The organism is Paraburkholderia phytofirmans (assembly GCF_046028095.1).
GTDB classification, from domain to species: domain Bacteria; phylum Pseudomonadota; class Gammaproteobacteria; order Burkholderiales; family Burkholderiaceae; genus Paraburkholderia; species Paraburkholderia phytofirmans_A.
Window position 1 is genome coordinate 15342 of record NZ_JAQQDJ010000005.1, and the last position, 19073, is coordinate 34414.

15 protein-coding genes and 1 pseudogene are annotated in these 19073 nt (G+C 60.1%); 11 read left to right on the top strand and 5 right to left on the bottom strand.

Annotated elements, in window-relative coordinates; all coding sequences use genetic code 11:
* Positions 1-22 precede the first annotated feature (22 nt).
* Positions 23-493 (top strand): universal stress protein, encoded by a 471-nt coding sequence (locus tag PQR54_RS15890; protein WP_408247225.1) that lies wholly within the window; start codon positions 23-25, stop codon positions 491-493.
* An 89-nt stretch (positions 494-582) separates the two neighbouring features.
* Here PQR54_RS15890 and PQR54_RS15895 read toward each other — a convergent pair whose 3' ends face one another.
* Positions 583-1482, bottom strand: coding sequence for a LysR family transcriptional regulator (locus tag PQR54_RS15895; RefSeq protein WP_408247227.1), 900 nt, complete (start codon positions 1480-1482; stop codon positions 583-585).
* Positions 1483-1631: 149 nt separating this feature from the next.
* Between PQR54_RS15895 and dld the strand changes: the two genes are divergently transcribed.
* The 3 genes and pseudogenes from dld to PQR54_RS15910 all read left to right on the top strand — a co-directional run bounded on the left by dld (position 1632) and on the right by PQR54_RS15910 (position 5756).
* Complete coding sequence (dld, locus tag PQR54_RS15900; RefSeq protein WP_408247229.1) at positions 1632-3371, top strand: D-lactate dehydrogenase; 1740 nt, start codon at positions 1632-1634, stop codon at positions 3369-3371.
* Between the two features lie 245 nt (positions 3372-3616).
* Positions 3617-3877, top strand: a pseudogene (locus PQR54_RS15905) (IS3 family transposase); the annotation flags it as partial.
* A gap of 286 nt (positions 3878-4163) precedes the next feature.
* Positions 4164-5756: an FAD-dependent monooxygenase gene (locus PQR54_RS15910; protein WP_408247230.1), complete on the top strand. Its 1593-nt coding sequence runs from the start codon at positions 4164-4166 to the stop codon at positions 5754-5756.
* A gap of 106 nt (positions 5757-5862) precedes the next feature.
* On the opposite strand, the gene PQR54_RS15915 is transcribed toward PQR54_RS15910, so the two are convergent.
* Positions 5863-7686, bottom strand: coding sequence for a sigma 54-interacting transcriptional regulator (locus PQR54_RS15915; protein ID WP_408247232.1), 1824 nt, complete (start codon positions 7684-7686; stop codon positions 5863-5865).
* Positions 7687-8114: 428 nt separating this feature from the next.
* Between PQR54_RS15915 and PQR54_RS15920 the strand changes: the two genes are divergently transcribed.
* The 7 genes from PQR54_RS15920 (at position 8115) to PQR54_RS15950 (ending at position 14197) form a co-directional block, all read left to right on the top strand.
* Positions 8115-8390, top strand: coding sequence for a phenol hydroxylase subunit (locus PQR54_RS15920; protein ID WP_408247234.1), 276 nt, complete (start codon positions 8115-8117; stop codon positions 8388-8390).
* A 29-nt stretch (positions 8391-8419) separates the two neighbouring features.
* The gene (locus PQR54_RS15925) at positions 8420-9451 is read left to right on the top strand and encodes an aromatic/alkene monooxygenase hydroxylase subunit beta (RefSeq protein ID WP_408247236.1); all 1032 of its coding nucleotides are present in this window, start codon (positions 8420-8422) and stop codon (positions 9449-9451) included.
* Positions 9444-9716: an MmoB/DmpM family protein gene (locus tag PQR54_RS15930; protein WP_408247238.1), complete on the top strand. Its 273-nt coding sequence runs from the start codon at positions 9444-9446 to the stop codon at positions 9714-9716. Before PQR54_RS15925 ends, PQR54_RS15930 begins: the two co-directional genes overlap by 8 nt.
* A gap of 20 nt (positions 9717-9736) precedes the next feature.
* The gene (locus tag PQR54_RS15935) at positions 9737-11332 is read left to right on the top strand and encodes an aromatic/alkene/methane monooxygenase hydroxylase/oxygenase subunit alpha (protein WP_408247240.1); all 1596 of its coding nucleotides are present in this window, start codon (positions 9737-9739) and stop codon (positions 11330-11332) included.
* Positions 11333-11366: 34 nt separating this feature from the next.
* A complete protein-coding gene (locus PQR54_RS15940; RefSeq protein ID WP_408247242.1) occupies positions 11367-11729 on the top strand; it encodes a phenol hydroxylase subunit P4 in 363 nt (120 codons plus the stop codon).
* 40 nt (positions 11730-11769) lie between these two features.
* The gene (locus PQR54_RS15945) at positions 11770-12834 is read left to right on the top strand and encodes an NADH:ubiquinone reductase (Na(+)-transporting) subunit F (protein WP_408247244.1); all 1065 of its coding nucleotides are present in this window, start codon (positions 11770-11772) and stop codon (positions 12832-12834) included.
* Between the two features lie 226 nt (positions 12835-13060).
* A complete protein-coding gene (locus PQR54_RS15950) occupies positions 13061-14197 on the top strand; it encodes a sensor histidine kinase (protein ID WP_408248042.1) in 1137 nt (378 codons plus the stop codon).
* Between the two features lie 133 nt (positions 14198-14330).
* Here the strand turns inward: PQR54_RS15950 and PQR54_RS15955 are convergent, their stop codons facing one another.
* The 3 genes from PQR54_RS15955 to PQR54_RS15965 form a co-directional block, all read right to left on the bottom strand.
* Positions 14331-14504: a hypothetical protein gene (locus PQR54_RS15955; RefSeq protein ID WP_408247246.1), complete on the bottom strand. Its 174-nt coding sequence runs from the start codon at positions 14502-14504 to the stop codon at positions 14331-14333.
* Positions 14505-14888: 384 nt separating this feature from the next.
* On the bottom strand, positions 14889-17474 hold the full coding sequence (gene acnB / locus PQR54_RS15960) for a bifunctional aconitate hydratase 2/2-methylisocitrate dehydratase (RefSeq protein WP_408247248.1): 2586 nt from the start codon (positions 17472-17474) through the stop codon (positions 14889-14891).
* A gap of 454 nt (positions 17475-17928) precedes the next feature.
* Positions 17929-19026, bottom strand: coding sequence for a porin (locus PQR54_RS15965; RefSeq protein ID WP_408247249.1), 1098 nt, complete (start codon positions 19024-19026; stop codon positions 17929-17931).
* Positions 19027-19073: the final 47 nt, after the last annotated feature.

Consider the following 19073-nt stretch of genomic DNA (forward strand, 5'->3'; position numbering starts at 1 on the left):
CCAGGTCGCGGGGGAGAAACATATGTTCAGGCATCTGCTGGTGCCGACCGACGGCTCGACGCTTTCCGAGGCCGCCATTCAGATGACGGTCACGCTCGCGGCGGAAAGCGGAGCTTTAGTCACGGGCCTCCATGTCATTCCGGAGTTTCATGTCCTCGCGTACGGCACGGAGATGATTGCCGACAACGAGGATCGCATCATTCAGACCGCGCGACAGCGCGCGGAGGACTATCTCGGCGTCATCAAAAAAGCCGCCGGGCAGGCCGGCGTGGAGTGCAATACGGTCTCTGAAAGTCGCGCCCATCCGTATGAAGCGATTATCAGCGTTGCAGCGCAACAGAACTGTGATCTCATTGTCATGGCGTCGCACGGTCGAAGCGGTATGCGGGCGTTCTTGCTCGGCAGCGAAACCCAGAAGGTCCTGACGCATAGTTCAATCCCGGTTCTCGTCGTGCGGCAGTCTGCGCCTGGCGGCGCGCATCCGGCGCGCTAACCAGATTGACGGATGAGGAGGAGCGCTAGCTCGGAAGTGCGCGAGTCAATTGAATCGGCATCCTCATTGATAGGATGCAGCGTTGAACCTCACCCTTTGCGGGCGGCGGTTCGCTGCTGGCGCAAAATCCTCACGAAGTTCAGTACGGTCGGCGACTTCTCGCGCTGCCGATGGATCAACGCGATACCCGTCGACAGCGGATCGCCCCGCAGTCCGTGATACGACACGCTTTCGACCTGGATCTGCCGGATCGACGCGGGAACCACCGCGACGCCGAACCCTGCCGCCACGAGATTCGCCGCCGATGAGATCTGCGGCGACTCCATGCCGATCGTCGGCGCGAAGCCGGCTTCACGGCAGGCGCCAATGATTGAGTCGTACAAATCCGGGCCGATGGGGCGCGGAAAGAGAATAAAAGGATCGTCCGCAAGGTCCGCCAGATCGATGCGCCGTCGCCGGTTCAAGCGATGATGCGCCGGCAACACCGCCAACATGTCTTCGTCGACCAATGGTTCGACTATCAGATCCCGGCAGTTCAACGGCATGCGCACCAGCGCAGCATCGAGTTGCCGGTCGGCGACTTTATCCAGCAGCAGCGAACTGTTGCTCTCCTCGCAACTGATCGACACGCGCTCATACGCATGCCGATAGCGCTGCATGGTCATCGCTACCGCCGGATGAAACACCGTCGAACCCGCGAAGCCGAGCGAGAGGCGTCCGGTCTCTCCGCGTCCCGCGTTCTGCACTTCGACGAATGCCTGCTGCGCGTCATCCACGATACGCTGCGCGCGATCGCGAAAGAGTCGTCCCGCCTCGGTCAGCTCGACGCGGCGCGGATGGCGGAGAAACAGCGGGGTGCCGATCTCCCGCTCGAGCTTCAGGATCTGCTGGCTCAAAGGCGGCTGGGCGATGCCCAGATGAGTCGCGGCGTCGGTGAAATGCAGGTGTTCGGCGACGGCGAGGAAGTAACGCAGTTGGCGAAATTCCATATGTTTTTCGTCTCCAAATAGCGTCTTCAAGATATTGGACTAATGACGGGAGTGATTTTAACCTTCGTGTCAATCCGATGCGCGCAAAGGCCGCAGCCGACAACCCTGAGCAAAGTCGGCGCGCATCGATACCTCACGAGGAGAATCCAATGTCAGCAGTGCACTCACCGTTAGTCGCCGTCCGCCCCGACGTGGCCCACACGTTGATCGCGGAGCTACGCAGCATCGTCGGCAGGAAACACACGCTGACCGATGACGCCGCGACCCGACGCTTCCGGACCGGTTTTCGCTTTGGCGCGGGCAAGGCGCTCGCGGTGGTGCGTCCCGGTACGATCGTCGAGCAATGGAAAGTGCTGCAGGCATGCGTCGCGGCGAACGTGATCGTGATCACGCAGGCATCGAACACGGGCCTCACGGGCGGCTCGACGCCCGACGGCGACGACTACGATCGCGACATCGTGATCGTCAGCACGAGCCGCATGAAGAAGGTGTTTGTGATCGACGGCGGCAAGCAGGTCGTCTGCCTGCCTGGCGCCACGCTCGACCAATTGGAGAGGACGCTGAAACCCCTTGGCCGGGAACCGCATTCGGTGATTGGCTCGAGTTGCATCGGCGCGTCGGTATTTGGCGGTGTCTGCAACAACTCGGGCGGTGCGCTGGTGCAGCGCGGCCCGGCGTACACGGAAATGGCGGCATTTGCGCAGGTCGATGAAACGGGCAGCCTGCAGTTCGTCAACCATCTCGGGATCCGGCTCGGCGAGACGCCCGAGGATATGCTTGGCCGGCTGGAACGCGGTGAGTTCTCGGATTCCGATGTCCAGCGCGACGCCGGCGCCGGGTCGGACCACGGCTACGAGAGCCATGTGCGTGAGGTCGATGCCGACACGCCGGCGCGCTTCAACGCCGACCCGCAGCGCCTTTATGAAGCATCAGGCTCGGCTGGCAAGCTGATGGTGTTTGCAGTGAGACTTGACACGTTCCCGATCGAACGGAACGCCAAGGTGTTCTATATCGGCACGAACCAACCCGACGAGCTCACCGAGATCCGCCGCCACGCACTGCACGACTTCAAATTCTTGCCGATCTCGGGCGAATATCTTCACCGGGATGCTTTCGACGTTGCCGAAGAGTACGGAAAGGACACCTTTCTGGCGATCAATTATCTTGGTACGTCGCGCCTGCCCGCGCTGTTCGGATTGAAGAGCCGTTGCGACGCGCTGTTCGATCGCCTCGGCTTTCTCCCTTCGCATTTCACGGATCGCGTCATGCAGGCCGGGAGCCGCCTGTTCCCGAGCCATTTGCCGGTGCGAATGAAGCAGTATCGCGACAAATACGAGCATCACCTGATGCTGAAGGTCGCAGCCGAAAGCGTCGACGAAACTCGTGCGTTCCTCGCCGGGTACTTTGCGAACGCCACGGGTGCTTATTTCGAATGCACCGATGAAGAGGGCAGAAAAGCGTTCCTGCATCGCTTCGCTGCCGCCGGTGCCGCGGTTCGCTATCGTGCCGTGCATACCCGCGAGGTTGAGGATATCGTCGCGCTCGACATCGCATTGCGCCGCAACGATCGCGACTGGATCGAGACGCTGCCGCCCGACATCGAGGAAACGATTGCCATCAAGTTGTACTACGGCCACTTCCTGTGCCATGTGTTTCACCAGGATTACATCGTCAGGAAGGGCAACGACTGCCTCGAGGTCGAACACAAGATGTGGACACTGCTGGACCGCCGCGGCGCCGAATATCCGGCGGAACATAACGTCGGCCATCTTTACCACGCGAAGCCGCAGCTTGCGGCGTTCTATCAGCAACTGGATCCTTGCAACTGCTTCAATCCGGGGATCGGGCAGACATCGAAGTTCCGGAATTATCGGGAAGCGGCGGTTTAGCTGAACGCAGTTACTGCGAACTTCGCCTGATGCAGCGCGTCGGCCGACAGGATGAAGCTCTCGGGAATCGCAGTCGGTTCCATTTCTGCCTTTGGAAGTCCGAACTATGTGCAATGCACGCCACATTGCCGGACACGATCAAAGGACTTCGATGCTTGTGTTCTTTTTTAAACCGGCGATTCATTAAGCGCTCTCCGCACTTCCCACCGAATCAGATAACTCCGAAATCCCACAACGATAAAAGCTCGACGGTATTGGCGTGGTTACGCAAGCACGGCTTGCAGGATTGGGCCGGTCCGTCCGGTCGTGTGCGATCAGGTTCCACCATGCCAAAGCAACGCTCGAAGCTGCTCAAGCCGGAGCAGCGCATCAAGGAGTTGGAGACGCAGTTGCGCGAGGCGCAGGAGAAAGCCGCGTTGTTCCCGGCAGTGATGGATGTGACGCACAAAGACTACGGATCACCGAGAAAAGCCTTCGGGCAGATCGTTGCGCGAGGGCTCGACAGGTGAGACTTTCGAAGTATCGATCAGCATTCATGCTGCAGAACGTTTTTCGGTTTCAACGCGGCTAAAGCGCTCCGAGACATAGTTCACGCATGAACAAATGGCGTACACGAGCGTCGACGGAATACGGAACCTTGCTGTCCTGCCCTGCCTGCGCTCTAATTAAAGCGCGCTACGCCTATCCCCGTTCTGAAGCAAACGTCACATTCATACCTGTTATGCGAACTCGAAGCGCTTCGATGCATAGGCTTCCGTAACAGTTGAACACGCAGCCTGTCAGGAGCAAAACATGGAAGACGTGGACGTACTCGTCGTTGGCGCCGGCCCGGTCGGCTTGCTGCTGGGCACCGAATTGCAACGCGACCATGTCGCGGTGAAGGTGATCGACAGGATGGCGGGAAGAGGATTCTTCTGCAAGGCGCTCGGCGTGACGCCCCGCACGCTCGAAATTTTCGACGATCTGGGCATCGCCGATCGTGCCATCGAGGCGGGCGTATGGCTCACCGGCGTCGAAACGCGGGTAGACGCGACGATGGTGCCCGCGCGGAGCATGCGTGTGCCGGAAGAAGGCTTGCCCTACGGGTCCCTTTCACTTGCGCAGTACGAGACGGAGCAGCTGCTCGAAGCGGCGTACGCGGAACACGGCGGTCAGGTGAATTACGGATGCACGCTGGACAGCTTCACCGACAACGGCGATGCAGTCGAAGCCCATTTGACCGGATCGCAAGGCGAATCGCTCGCTATTCGTTGCAAATGGCTGGTCGGGTGCGATGGCGCGCACAGCAAGGTCCGCTCAGGGTTGGGACTGAGCTTCGAAGGCGAACAATATCCGCAAACTTTCGCGCTCGCCGATGTCGACGTGGTCTGGCCGTATCCGCGCGGACCCATGTATCGATTCGAGTGGACCGATGCGGCACGCGCGAAGGCCAGCCTCGTGGCTGTGCCCATTCGAGGCGCCACGCAGCGCTATCGGCTCTCGATGATCGTGCCCGACGAACGTGTCGCTTCGCTCGCGAGCACTGACGCTCCAGACTTCGAAACGATATGCAGACTGATGCTGCCTTTGCTACCCGAAGGCACGCAACTATCGTCGATGCGCTGGTCGTCGGTCTACCGGGTCAGCCATCGTATCGCGTCCGCTTACGGGCGAGGCCGGGTGTTCATTGCCGGCGATGCGGCGCATATACATCCGCCTGTGGGTGGACAGGGCATGAACACGGGTCTGCAGGACGCGCACAATCTCGCGTGGAAACTGGCCTATGTCGCCAAGGGGCTGACGGGTCCGGCGTTGCTGGATAGCTATCCGGCAGAACGGCATCCCGTTGGCGTCGAAGTCGTCAAGTCGACGAGCGCGGCACTCAATGCCGTGCTCGCGCGCCAGGCCGCCAATCCGGCGATGCGCGAGACCCAGTTGCTGATCACCTATCGTGGCAGCCCGATCGTCGCTGACCTATGTTCTGACGCAAATCCTGAATCGCCCGCACCTGGCGACCGGCTGCCTGACGTGCGAGGTCTGGCACAACGCTTCGTTGGCCACGCGAGGCGATTGCATGACTATGTCGGCTCGGGACGGCATACGCTCGTCGGTTATGTCGACGCGGCCGGGCAGCAATATGACGCGTTCGCCGACGGTTGTCATGCACTTGCTGCGTCGTTGCCGGGCGCCGCATCGGCCGTACTGGTTACGCATCCGGATTGCGAAGTGCCTGTGTCCGAGCTCATGACGATCGTGACGGACGCCGAGGGCGACTTTGCCGCAACGTTCCGTGCGAAAGGCGGCGACGTCTGGATCGTCAGGCCAGACGGTCATATTGGCTGGAGAAGTAGTGAGTGTTCGGGTGCTTCAATCGAGCATTGGCTGAAAAGCTTGAGCTCGGAATGAAACCACGCAAACCGGACGGTGTGATGCACGCCGTCCATGCGGCAAAGGCAACACCCAATGAAAGGTAGTGCAGAGCCGACTCAATTGACGATCCGGCAACTACGCCCTATACCCGAAGCCCGCGGCTCTTCAGGCGATACACCAGTTGAGGCCGCGTGATGCCGAGCGTACGAGCGGCAGCGGAGAGATTGCCCTGCGCCCGCTGAACCGCACTTCTCAGCAGTGCCGTTTCGATATCGTCCAGCGACGTCGTATCGACGTCCCCGGCGAGTCCCATGAGCAGGCTGTTGACCTTCCTCGTGACGCGTTCAACCTCGGCCTCCTGTCCTTGCGCGGCCTGTTCAAGCAACGATCCCGAAGGCGCGAGCGAGCCATCCGTGCCGAGCCCGAATAGCTTCGCATCGATGGTCTCTCCGCTCGTGAAAAGATGGCCGATGTCGATCGCACCTCCATCCGGCGCGAGAATCACGCCGCGCTCGACGATGTTCTCCATCTCCCGGATGTTGCCCGGCCACCCATAGTTCAGCATTGCATCGAGCGCGCGACCGGTGAAGCCGGTCACGTCGCGCGCATGCCGTTCGCGATACTTGCGCAGCATATGATTGAGCAGGACCGGCAAGTCCTCGCGCCGCTCGCGTAGTGATGGAACGCGAATCGGAAAGACGTTGAGCCGGAAATACAGATCTTCTCTAAAACGGCCCGCGCGAATCTCGTCCTTCAGGTCGAGATTGGTCGCCGCAACGACCCGCACATTGACCCGGCGCGTCTGCGTATCGCCAACCCGTTCAATCTCCCCCTCCTGAAGCGCGCGCAGCAGTTTGCCCTGTGCGGTCATGCTGAGGATGCCAATCTCGTCGAGAAACAGCGTGCCGCCATTCGCTCGCTCGAAACGGCCAGGACGGCTCTGCGTCGCATCGGTGAAACCGCCGCGTTCGACACCGAACAACTCCGACTCGATCAGCGCCTCGGGAATGGCCGCGCAATTGACGGCGATGAATGGGCCATCGCCGCAGGCACTGATCCGATGCAACGTGCGGGCGCACACTTCCTTGCCGACGCCACTCTCGCCCAGAAAGAGCACGGTGGCACGCGTACCCGCCACGCGCCGGATCATGTGGCACACCGCGTTGAAGCCTGGCGATGCGCCGACCATATTGTCGTCACCGAAAGCGGTCGGCGCGGGCACATCCCGAAGCGCCGCCACGTCAGGCTCGCGTCTGGAGCTTGCCGCGGACAGACCTTGCGTGAACGACTGTGCCTGCATGAAACGCAGATCGTCCGCGGCCTCGTCGCCCCATTCCTCGACGGGCTTGCCGACGATACGGCACTGTGTCTGACCCAACGCGCGGCATTCGAGCTCGCGGTAGAGGATGGGGCGCCCCATGAACACACTCGTGTAGCCGGACGCGTAGCCGATCTGGGTCCAGCAGACAGGCTCTGCGCCAATTCCGTAGATGCGGATATGTTCTTCGTCTTCCGCGCAATTCTTCCAGATGAATTCGCCGTAGCACTCGCCTTTCTCGACGTTGATTTCCAGACGCACCGGTTCGACGGCGGTCATGCCTTCGAGCATATGCAGTTGCGGGCCGACCGCGAACATTTCCGTGATCGTGCTATCGGGGCGAACCTTGCGCGCCAGTTCGGCATCGCGCGCACCGGAGTTGTAGCCCATGCGCGTCAGCAGTCCACGCGCTGCATCGATACCGAGACTGTCGATCAACTCGCGCCGCATCACACCGATGGACCCCGTATGAACGAGCAGCATGCGCTGATCGTCCAACCAGATGCGCCCATCGGCCGGGGAGAAATGGAGCCTCGACATCAGATCAGCGATGTCGGGATATCGCAGGCTGTCGACACGGCTTCCCTTCGGGGAAACGACCGATATCCGCTCGCGTTTGGCGGTCTGAGTTTTGCCTCGCGTGACCATCTGGTTTTGTCTCCGACTTCTTTTATCGAATCAACGGCAGGGGATTCCCATCAGTATGCAATGCGTCGCGGCCTCTTGCATGTCGAATCGTGGCTCCCGGCACATGGGGTGTTCCCGGATGCTGATTTGATCGAACAGCAATCGCGTATTGGGGGCAGGCTTCGATCATTTCGTCAAATACGGGTTGCCTCGCCGACTCGATGCCTGTCCTGTCGCCGCCGGTTCGCCGGCTGTTCGAGCCTTGATCTACAAGGGATTGTGCTAGTTGGCGCGGCGCGTCATCGAAGCTCGAAACCTGGATTGGCACACGAGTTGCATTTATAGGCACGCCAGTCCGGATTTCGATCAAAGCGTGAAGAGAACTCGTTCTCCGGATCACGCAACGTCGAGACAACAGACGCATCAAGCAAAACAAACAGGAGACAGCGATGCAATCGCATCCGCAATCATCCGCGCCTATCGCGCGCGCTTTCGATGTCACGCAACGCTATGTGCGTTTCAGGCACCAGCGTCTCGATGGTTTTGTCGAGTTCGATTTTTCAATTGGAGATCCGGCGCTCAGCGTCGAACTCGTCATGCCATGGCAAGCATATGAGCGGTTCTGCGCGGCAAACCACGTGGTTCATCTAAGTGACGAAGAAGGAGAGGCGCTCGATGCCGAACAGTTGAAGTGGCGCTACGGACAGCCCGGCCTTGCCGAGTGATTCGAATCAAACAACGAAAGGAGAGACGCATGCAAATCGACATCAAGACGTCTGCTGTCCAGCAGGTACGTCAAACGTTTTCGCACGTGGCGCGCCGGCTCGGCGCAGACAAGCCGGCGTCGCGCTATCAGGAAGCCACGCTGGAATTGCAGCCTGAAGACAACTTTCACTACCGCCCGCTGTGGGAGCCCGAATTCGCGCTTTACGACAAGGGCCGCACGGCGATCCGGATGAGCGACTGGTATGCGTTCAAGGATCCGCGTCAGTACTACTACGGCACCTACACGATTGCGCGCGCGCGACAGCAGGACGCGATGGAGAAGAACATCGAGTTCGTCTCGAAGCGGCGTCTTCTCAGCGATCTGCCCGATGATGCCAAGGCGCAAATCGCCGCCTTGATGGTGCCGCTCAGGCACGTCGAGTGGGCGGCCAACACGAACAACTGTTTCGTGACCGGCTACGGCTGGGGTACCGCAATTACGCAGGCGACGATGTTCCATAGCATGGACCGCCTGGGCATTGCGCAATACCTGTCACGGATCGGCCTGATGCTCGACGGCAATCAGGGCACGTCGCTCGAAGAAGGCAAAGCGCGTTGGCTCGACGATCCGGTGTGGCAAGAACTGCGTCGCGTGGTCGAGGACACCATGGTGATCAAGGACTGGTTCGAGACCTACGTCGCGCAAAACGTCGTGCTCGACGGCCTGCTTTATCCGCTCGTCTATCGCCATATCGACCCGCATTTCTCGGCGCAGTACGGTGCGGGACTCGGCATGCTCAACGAGTTCGCCAGCGGGTGGTTCGACGAGTCGAGCCGATGGGTCGATGCCACGCTCAAAACGGCAGCCTCGGAGTCGGATGAAAACGCGGCGCTGCTGGGGCAGTGGATTGCAGTGTGGCGCACGCGGGTATTGGCCGCGTTGCGACCGGTCGCCGTGCAGGCGCTGGGCGACATGCCGGCAGAAAGCGCTTTGCGCGTCATTGCGGAAAGCTTCGATGCACGCATCGCCAAACAGGGCGTGGCCGTCCCGACAAACGCCGCCGAGGTGACCCATGCCTGATTCCGTATTCATCGCCTTTCAGACCAACGACGACTCGCGCCCGATCATCGAAGCCATCGAAGCGGATAACCCACATGCGGTCGTCAACGCGTTTCCTGCGATGGTCAAGATCGATGCGGTGGGCCGTCTCGTGATCCGCCGGCAAACGATCGAAGCGCTGATCGGCCGCGATTTCGATCTGCGCGAATTGCAACTCAACCTGATCTCGCTCGGCGGCAACATCGACGAGACCGACGACGAATTCATTCTTGAATGGAAAGCCTGAGCGGCGACCGGAGACAAAACATGAGCACGACAAGCGCAACGCCGAAAAAACTCAGCATCAAGGAAAACTACGCGATGTTGACGCGCGGCCTTGGCTGGGAGACGACTTATCAACCGATGGACAAGGTCTTTCCCTACGATACCTTCGAAGGCATCAAGGTGCATGACTGGGACAAATGGGAAGACCCGTTCCGTCTCACGATGGACGCGTACTGGAAGTACCAGGGCGAAAAGGAACGCAAGCTCTACGCGATCATCGACGCGTTCCAGCAAAACAACGGTCAGTTCAACGTCACGGATCCGCGTTATATCAACGCGCTGAAACTGTTCCTGACCGGCGTCAGTCCGCTCGAATATGCCGCGCATCGCGGTTTCGCCCTTGCGGGGCGTAATTTCCGCGGCGCCGGCGCGCGTATCGCGTGCCAGATGCAGGCAATCGACGAACTGCGTCACGCGCAAACGCAGGTTCACACCATCAGCCATTACAACAAGTTCTTCAACGGTTTTCACGACTTCAAGCATATGCACGACCGGGTCTGGTATCTCTCGGTGCCGAAGTCGTATTTCGAAGATGCGATGAGCGCGGGACCGTTCGAATTCGTCACGGCCATCTCGTTCTCGTTCGAATACGTGCTGACGAATCTGCTGTTCATGCCGTTCATGTCAGGCGCCGCATTCAATGGCGATATGGCGACGGTGACATTCGGCTTTTCCGCGCAATCGGACGAATCGCGGCATATGACGCTGGGCCTCGAGGTCGTGAAGTTTCTGCTGGAGCAGGACCCGGGCAATGTGCCGATCATCCAGAAATGGGTCGACAAGTGGTTCTGGCGCGGTTACCGGTTGCTGACGCTGGTCGCCATGATGATGGATTACATGTTGCCGAAGCGGATCATGTCGTGGCAAGAGGCGTGGGAAACCTACTTCGAGAAAAACGGTGGCGCGCTATTCCACGATCTGGAGCGCTATGGCATTCGCATGCCGAAGTACCACGAGGTAGCGTCGAAAGAAAAGGACCGTCTTTCCCACGAAGCGTGGGGCATCTTCTACAACTACACACACGCGGCTGCAATGCACACATGGATTCCTTCCGACGACGAGATGACGTGGCTGGCGGAAAAGTATCCGAAAACGTTCGACACGCTTTATCGGCCGCGCTTCGAATACTGGCGCGAGCAGCAACAGGCGGGCAAGCGTTTCTACAACAATACGCTTCCCATGCTCTGTCAGATCTGCCAGATTCCGATGGCGTTCACCGAGCCGGACGACCCGACGAAGATCTGTTATCGCGAAAGCGATTATCTCGGCAACAAATATCACTTCTGTTCCGACGGCTGCAAGGACATCTTCAACAACGAGCCTGAGAAATACGTGCAGGCGTGGATGCCGGTGCAGCAGATCTACCAGGGAAACTGTTTCGAGAAAGACGCCGACCCGAGCGCGGCGGATTTCAATCCGCTTCTCGAAGTACTGCGCTACTACCACATCAATGTCGGCGAGGACGGTCACGAGTTCGAAGACTCGTCCGACCGCAAGAACTGGATGCGCTGGACCGGCAAACCGGGTGTCAGCGGCGGTGCGCCCGCGGCAACCGAATCCACTGAAAAAGCCGCCTGAACGCGCGTTCATCGATCATTCAAGGAGACACATCATGGCCGTTATCGCGCTCAAAGAAGGCTATCAGGGCGAAGTGAAAGACCGTGAAGAAAACTTTCACGGCAACCGGCTGCTTTTCATCGGCTGGGAAGACCACCTCATGTTCTGTGCGCCCCATTGCATTCCGGTGCCGCCGACGTTGACGTTCGACGCACTCGTCAAGGAAGTGCTGCCGGGTATCTATTCGTCGCACCCGGACTGGGACAAGGTCTCGGTCGAGCAGATCGAATGGTTTCGCTCCAACGAGCGCTTTACACCCGAGTTCGACAAGACCCTCGGCGAAAACGGCCTGCAGCACAAAGCGGTGATCCGCTTTCGCACGCCGGGTCTGACGGGTATTCACGGGTCGTGCAGCTAGTCACGGGTCCACGCCATCAACGGAAAAAAGGAGGGCTGACATGAGTTATCAGCTGACGATCGAGCCAATTGGCCACTCGATCGAAATCCACGACGATCAGACCATTCTCGATGCGTGTCTGCGCGCAGGCGTGTGGTTGCCGCACGCGTGCTGCCACGGAATGTGCGCAACCTGCAAGGTGCAGGTGATCGACGGCGAGGTCGAACATGGCAACGCATCGCCGTTCGCGCTGATGGATTTCGAACGCGATGAACGAAAGTGCCTCGCGTGCTGCGCGACGGTGCAGTCCGATACGACCATCGAGGCGGATATTGATGAGGACGCGGATGCGCGCCATTTCCCGGTCAGGGACTACGTGGGACGCGTGAAGGACATTGTCGATCTGACGCCCACCATCAAGGGCATCTTTATCGAACTGAACGAGCAGGGCATCCAGTTTCAGGCCGGCCAGTATGTCAATGTGCATATCCCCGGTGAAGATGTGCCGCGCGCGTTTTCGCTTGCCGACAAGCCGGGGGCGTCCACGCTCGTCGAACTGAACGTACGGCGTGTGCCGGGTGGTAAGGGCACGGCGTATCTGCATGAAACGCTAAAGCCCGGCGACGCGATCCGCTTCAGTGGACCGTTCGGCCGTTTCTTCATGCGGGTATCCGACCCGCAGCCGGTGATCCTGATTGCGGGAGGCTCCGGCCTGTCGAGCCCGCGCTCGATGCTGCTCGATCTTCTGGAGCGGGGCGATGCGCGGCCCATCACGCTGGTCTACGGCGCCCGCGACCGCGCAGAACTCTACTATCACGAGTTCTTTCTCGAACTGGCGCGCCGCCATACGAATTTCACGTACGTCCCGGCCCTCTCCAGCGAGGCTGAAGACTCCTCCTGGACAGGCTTTCGAGGTTTCGTTCATGAAGCGGCAAAAGCGCATTTCGCCGGCGACTTTCGCGGCCACAAAGCGTATCTGTGCGGACCGCCCGTCATGATCGAAGCGTCCATTAGAACGCTGATGCAAGGGCAGTTGTTCGAACGCGATATCTACACGGAAAAATTCCTGACCAGTGCGGACGGCGCTGAAGCGTTCGGGAAGAGCCCGTTGTTCAAGTCGATCTGAATCTGCCAGAGCGTCATGGCCACCGTCCGGCTCACATCCGCTTTTTCGTGTCCGCGCCCGCCCGCTCGGTGCCCGGAAGGGTAGCGGCGCGCATCTGCACATGCCCGAAGCCCGATTTAAAGCTGGCGTCTTTTTTGCGTGGACCTTGTCGGTGACACATGGTCATCGGGTCCATCTGAAGTTGTCGGCATTCTGGGTTAGTATGGAAGGCACCAGCGGAGGCACGATGCTTCACACATTTCTTGCAAATAACCGCGACGAGCTGATCTCCCGATGTAGGATCAAGGTGGGACAGCGTCCAGCGCGCGACGCGTCCGTTCTGCAACTCGAAAACGGTGTTCCGCTGTTCCTCGAACAACTCATTAGCACGCTGCGCATAGAGCAGACAGATCACCCAGGAGACAGCGTCACTGTGTCGGGCTCATCCGGGGGTAATGTCGGCCGCTCGGAGATCGGAGAGGCGGCAGCCCAGCACGGACACGAGTTACTGCGGCTCGGGTACTCGGTCGATCAGGTGGTCCATGATTACGGCGACCTGTGTCAGGCAATTACCGATCTGGCTCACGAACGCGACGCGCCGTTTTCGATCGACGAGTTCCGCACGCTGAACCGTTGCCTCGACAACGCGATTGCCGATGCTGTCACTGAATTCAGTTATCAGCGCGACTCCAGAATGGTTACTCAACACGCCCTTGAAGAAGGCGAGCGCATTGGGTCCTTCGTCCACGAGCTTCGCAACTTCCTGAACACGGCAAATCTCGCCTTTGCCGCCGCAAAGGCTGGAAATTTACCGTTGTTCGGCGCCACGGGCGCCGTCCTGGAACGTAGCCTGACCGGCTTGGGAAAGCTCATCGATCATTCAGTTGAAGAAGCTCGCGTCCCCTCAGGGGATAGCGCGAAATGGACGCTGTTTTCGCTGTCGGACTTCATAAACGAAACAAAGCAGGCGGCAAATCTGGCCGCGCAGCTACGCGGGTGTAGCTTTGTGGTAACGCCAGTCGATCCCCAGCTCGCTGTGAGTGGCAACCGCGACCTTCTTTATTCGGCACTCGGCAATCTCCTACAGAATGCCTTCAAATTTACTGAGCCAAATTCCGAGGTCACGCTGAACGCATATGCCGTCGCCGACAAGATTCTCATTGAAGTGAAGGATCATGGGGGTGGTTTGCCGCCGGGCAAGGCGGAACAGATGTTTCTGCCGTTCACCCAGTTCGGAACGGACAAATCGGGACTCGGGCTCGGCCTGTCTATCGCTCGGCGCAGCGTCGAATTAAATGATGGCGTTCTGAGCGTGCGCGACATTCCGGGTATCGGATGCATATTCACGATTACCCTTCCGCGACACGCGTTGATGAAGAAGTAGCTGCTGTTTCGTCGATGGCGGACATTCACAGACGCAGCCCGGATGGCGCTTCATGGCCTACGGAAGCTCCGCGCAGGCCTGCCGCCGCACCCTTGCTGCGCCGACGGACCCGGGACACGCCCGGGCGTTAAACCTAGCTGGAGGCTTCGTCAGCGGGTGAGTTCTCCTCCTTGGGTTCTTCATGCTTGATGTGCGGCTTCTTTCCAGGCTGAGGCGCGTGTTCCGCGTCGGGCGCGACGTCTTCGCCGTGATGTTTCTTTTCTTGCTGGACTTTCTTGTCGTGCGCGATGTTGCGGGGATCGGTCATGGAGAATCCTTGATTTGAGTAAGCGGGACGCGCAAATGCGCGCCTGCCCGAAACACTGCGCAGATTCCGGGCCAGCTATCGGTCGTGACCCATGCCCAAGCGTTTTGTTGCTCTCGGATGGCCTGCACATGGCGTTTGCTGCATCTGGCCTCGAAATTGGTCAACGATTCAGGTAAGCACGAACTGCCAGAAAGGCAGCTAGCCAGCGTGCCGTCATAGGTTTCGTTTCGGCCGGAAAGGTAGCGTTGGGGTTGTGCCTGCTCAAAAAAAACACCCCAAATCGTTGGACAGGTGTCCAACTCTTCGGGGTGTAGTTCAAACACCTACAGCGCTTTTCTTGCGTCAGCTACAACGCGCATCGCGCGTTGTAGCTCGTCATCACATTTACATCGCGACCGTATCCGCCACTTCCTTGAAGTCTTCGATCTGGTCGAAGTTCATGTATTGGTAGATCTTGTCACCGCTGGCGGTCAGCACGCCCATGTCGGCCATGTATTCCTCTTTGGTCGGAATCTTGCCCAGACGCGAGCAGATTGCCGCCAGTTCGGCCGAGCCGAGGTACACGTTCGTGTTCTTGCCCAAACGGTTCGGGAAGTTACGGGTCGACGTGGACATGACCGTCGCGCCTTCGCGCACCTGTGCCTGGTTGCCCATGCACAGCGAGCAGCCCGGCATTTCGGTACGCGCACCGGCCGTGCCGAACACGCCGTAGTGGCCTTCTTCGGTCAGTTGCTTCTGATCCATCTTGGTGGGCGGCGCGACCCACAGCTTGACCGGAATGTCGCGCTTGCCTTCCAGCAGCTTCGACGCCGCACGGAAGTGACCGATGTTCGTCATGCACGAGCCGATGAACACCTCGTCGATCTTCGCACCGGCCACGTCGGACAGCGTCTTCACGTCGTCCGGGTCGTTCGGGCAGGCGACGATCGGTTCATGGATGTCGGCGAGGTCGATCTCGATCACGGCTGCATACTCGGCGTCCGCGTCCGGCGACAGCAGTTGCGGGTCGGCGAGCCATGCTTCCATTGCCTTGATGCGGCGCTGCAGGCTGCGCGGGTCCTGGTAACCCTGCGCGATCATCCACTTGAGCAGCGTGACGTTGCTGTTCAGGTACTCGATGATCGGTTCCTTGTTCAGATGCACCGTGCAGCCGGCAGCCGAACGCTCGGCGGATGCATCGGACAGTTCGAACGCCTGCTCGACTTTCAGATCGGGCAGACCTTCGATTTCGAGCACACGGCCCGAGAAAATGTTCTTCTTGCCTTGCTTGGCGACCGTGAGCGTGCCTTGCTTGATCGCGTACAGCGGGATCGCGTTGACGAGGTCGCGCAGCGTGACGCCCGGCTGCATCTTGCCCTTGAAGCGAACCAGCACCGATTCCGGCATGTCCAGCGGCATCGTGCCGGTGGCTGCGGCGAACGCGACCAGCCCCGAACCCGCCGGGAAGCTGATGCCGATCGGGAAGCGCGTGTGCGAGTCGCCGCCGGTGCCGACGGTGTCGGGCAGCAGCATGCGGTTCAGCCACGAGTGGATCACGCCGTCGCCGGGACGCAGCGCGATGCCGCCACGGTTGCTGATGAAGTCCGGCAGCGTGCGGTGCGTCTTCACGTCCACCGACTTCGGATACGCGGCGGTGTGGCAGAACGACTGCATGACGAGGTCGGCGGAGAAGCCGAGGCACGCGAGGTCTTTCAGTTCGTCGCGCGTCATCGGGCCGGTCGTGTCTTGCGAGCCGACCGAGGTCATCTTCGGTTCGCAGTACGTGCCCGGGCGCACGCCCTGGCCTTCCGGCAGGCCGCACGCACGGCCGACCATCTTCTGCGCGAGCGAGAAGCCCTTGCCGCTATCGGCCGGCTGCTGCGGCAGGCGGAACAGGGTGGACGGAGCGAGACCCAAGGCTTCACGCGCCTTGGCGGTCAGGCCACGGCCGATGATGAGCGGAATACGGCCGCCAGCGCGCACCTCGTCGAACAGCACGTCGGACTTGACCTGGAATTCGGCGATCACCGCGCCGTTCTTCAGCGCCTTGCCTTCGTAGGGACGCAGTTCGACCACGTCACCCATTTCCATTTGCGACACGTCGAGTTCGATCGGCAGCGCGCCCGCGTCTTCCATGGTGTTGTAGAAGATCGGAGCGATCTTGCCGCCGAGGCACACGCCGCCGAAGCGCTTGTTCGGGATGAAGGGGATGTCTTCGCCCGTGAACCACAGCACCGAGTTGGTGGCCGACTTGCGCGAGGAGCCGGTGCCGACCACGTCGCCGACGTAGGCGACCAGATGGCCTTTTTCTTTCAGCGACTGGATGAACTTGATCGGGCCGCGCTTGCCGTCTTCCTCCGGCGTGATGCCGGGACGCGCGTTCTTCAGCATGGCCAGCGCGTGCATCGGGATGTCCGGGCGGGTGGTGGCGTCCGGCGCCGGCGAGAGGTCGTCCGTATTGGTTTCGCCCGTCACCTTGAACACGGTGATGGTCAGGCTTTCCGGCACCTCCGGACGGCTCGTGAACCATTCGGCGTCGGCCCAGCTTTGCATCACGGCCTTCGCGTTGGCGTTGCCCTTGTCGGCCAGTTCTTTCACGTCGTGGAACGCGTCGAACATCAGCAGGGTTTTCTTCAGCGCTTCGGCGGCAACGGTGCCGACTTCCGCGTCCGACAGCAGCTCGATCAGCGGCTGGATGTTGTAGCCACCCAGCATGGTGCCGAGCAGTTCCGTGGCGCGAGCGCGCGGGATCAGCGCGCAGGCGGTTTCACCCTTGGCGACGGCAGCGAGGAAACCGGCTTTCACGCGGGCGGCTTCGTCGACGCCGGCGGGCACGCGGTTGGTGATCAGGTCGAGCAGGGTTTGCTCTTCGCCTGCGGGCGGGTTGGTGAGGAGCTCCACCAGTTCGGCGGTCTGCTGGGCGGTCAGCGGCAGGGGAGGAATACCGAGCGTGGCGCGTGCGGCTGCGTGAGCGCGAAAGTTTTCAAGCATGAAAGAACCTGCTGATGTTGGCGTTTCAGGGGATGGCATCCGGCCCGCCATGGCTGTGCCGGGTAGCGTTTAGTGCAATTTTAAAGGGGACAAGCGCTTGCGGTCAATTATCTTATATCTTATATAAGAGTTGAAGGTGTAAGCGTGGGCGTCGGAAGGGCCGGGAGACGGGGACTCCACAAGTGATTTATCCGCGGACACCCCGTCAGGATGAAGCTTGCCGCGCGCTGACAACACGGCGTGTGCCCGGTGACGAGCGCCGTGGCCGCGTGCCCGGGAGGTTTAAGCAAGGTCCATCCTCTTTCATGCCGGCTCCAGGCCGTGACGAAGCTTGGCGGGGGCGGCCGCAGGGGAGGTCGGAAATGAGAGGAATGCCCTCGATGCATCTCTGTGTCGGGATGCATGCGCGCGGACTTCGTTAGCTAATCTTTTGCGTCTGCAGATTCGCCTCGCCCTAAAACGTATGCTGCATGCCGACACCGTATGTACTGCCCGAAGGATTGGCCGTCAGCTTGTCGTAGGAATAGACCACGTACACATACGTGCGCTTGGACAGAATGTAGTCGTATGCAATGGAGCCGGTGTTGCGTACGTTGCTATGGTTCAGCGGTGCGCTCTTCTTCGTGCGCGCCCATTCGGCAAGGATCACGTTCGCCGGTGACAACGGTACGGAAACCCCTAGCTCATACGTATGCGAGCCGGTCTCAACGTCGTTGTTGCTTGTCATCTGCGCAGCTCCATAGAGCTTGACGATCTTTGCGTCGTACGCAGCGCCTGCAAGATAAAGATATTGACCGCTAGACGGCGCGATCGCCGCCGTTCGTACACGCTGCGCCGAGAACACTGCCGTGAGCGGCCCGTTTGCATATGTCAGATGCAAACCGATGTTGTCCTTCCCCTGTTGACCCGCGGTGCTGCTGACGCCATAGATCGCCGTGCCCGTGAGGCCGCCATAGCTGGGCGACACATACTCGATGGCGTTTTGCCAGACTGTGTCGCCGATCTGCGTATTGCTGTAGCTCGCCGTGTACGACTGCACGATCAACGGCGAAAACACCACCGATCCACCGAACGGATTAACGAATGTCTGATTAAGATAAGTTGGATTGGTCTGTTCTCCGAACTTGAACGTGCCGTATGCGCCGGTCAGGCCGACATACGCATTGCGGGAAAACAGGCCATCCGTCGTATTGCGTCCCATCTGCCCCGTGTTCGGCCTGAAGAAACTTTCGAGCGCGAAGAACACCGCATTGCCGCCGCCAATGTCCTCGCGGCCGCGCATGCCCCAGAACGACGTCGTCATCCCGCCGCCGCCTAGCTGTACCGTGCTGGCTCGAGCGGTGCTCAGTTTGGAACTGTCGAGATACATGCCGATCAGTCCATACAGCTGAACGGCGGAGCCTGACATCGTCGCTGCGCCGGCGGCTGCCTGCGAATCGTCGGCGTACGCGGTACGTGCAACGAAGCCGCCGGCCGCGAGCAGTGCGGTGGCCACGCATGCAGCGTTGAGTTTCAAAAGCAGGCGGTTAGCGCCTTTTTTTAACGACGTCATGTTTCGTCTCCAAACCAGTTTGTAGTTTTATGTACGAGTGCTCCCAC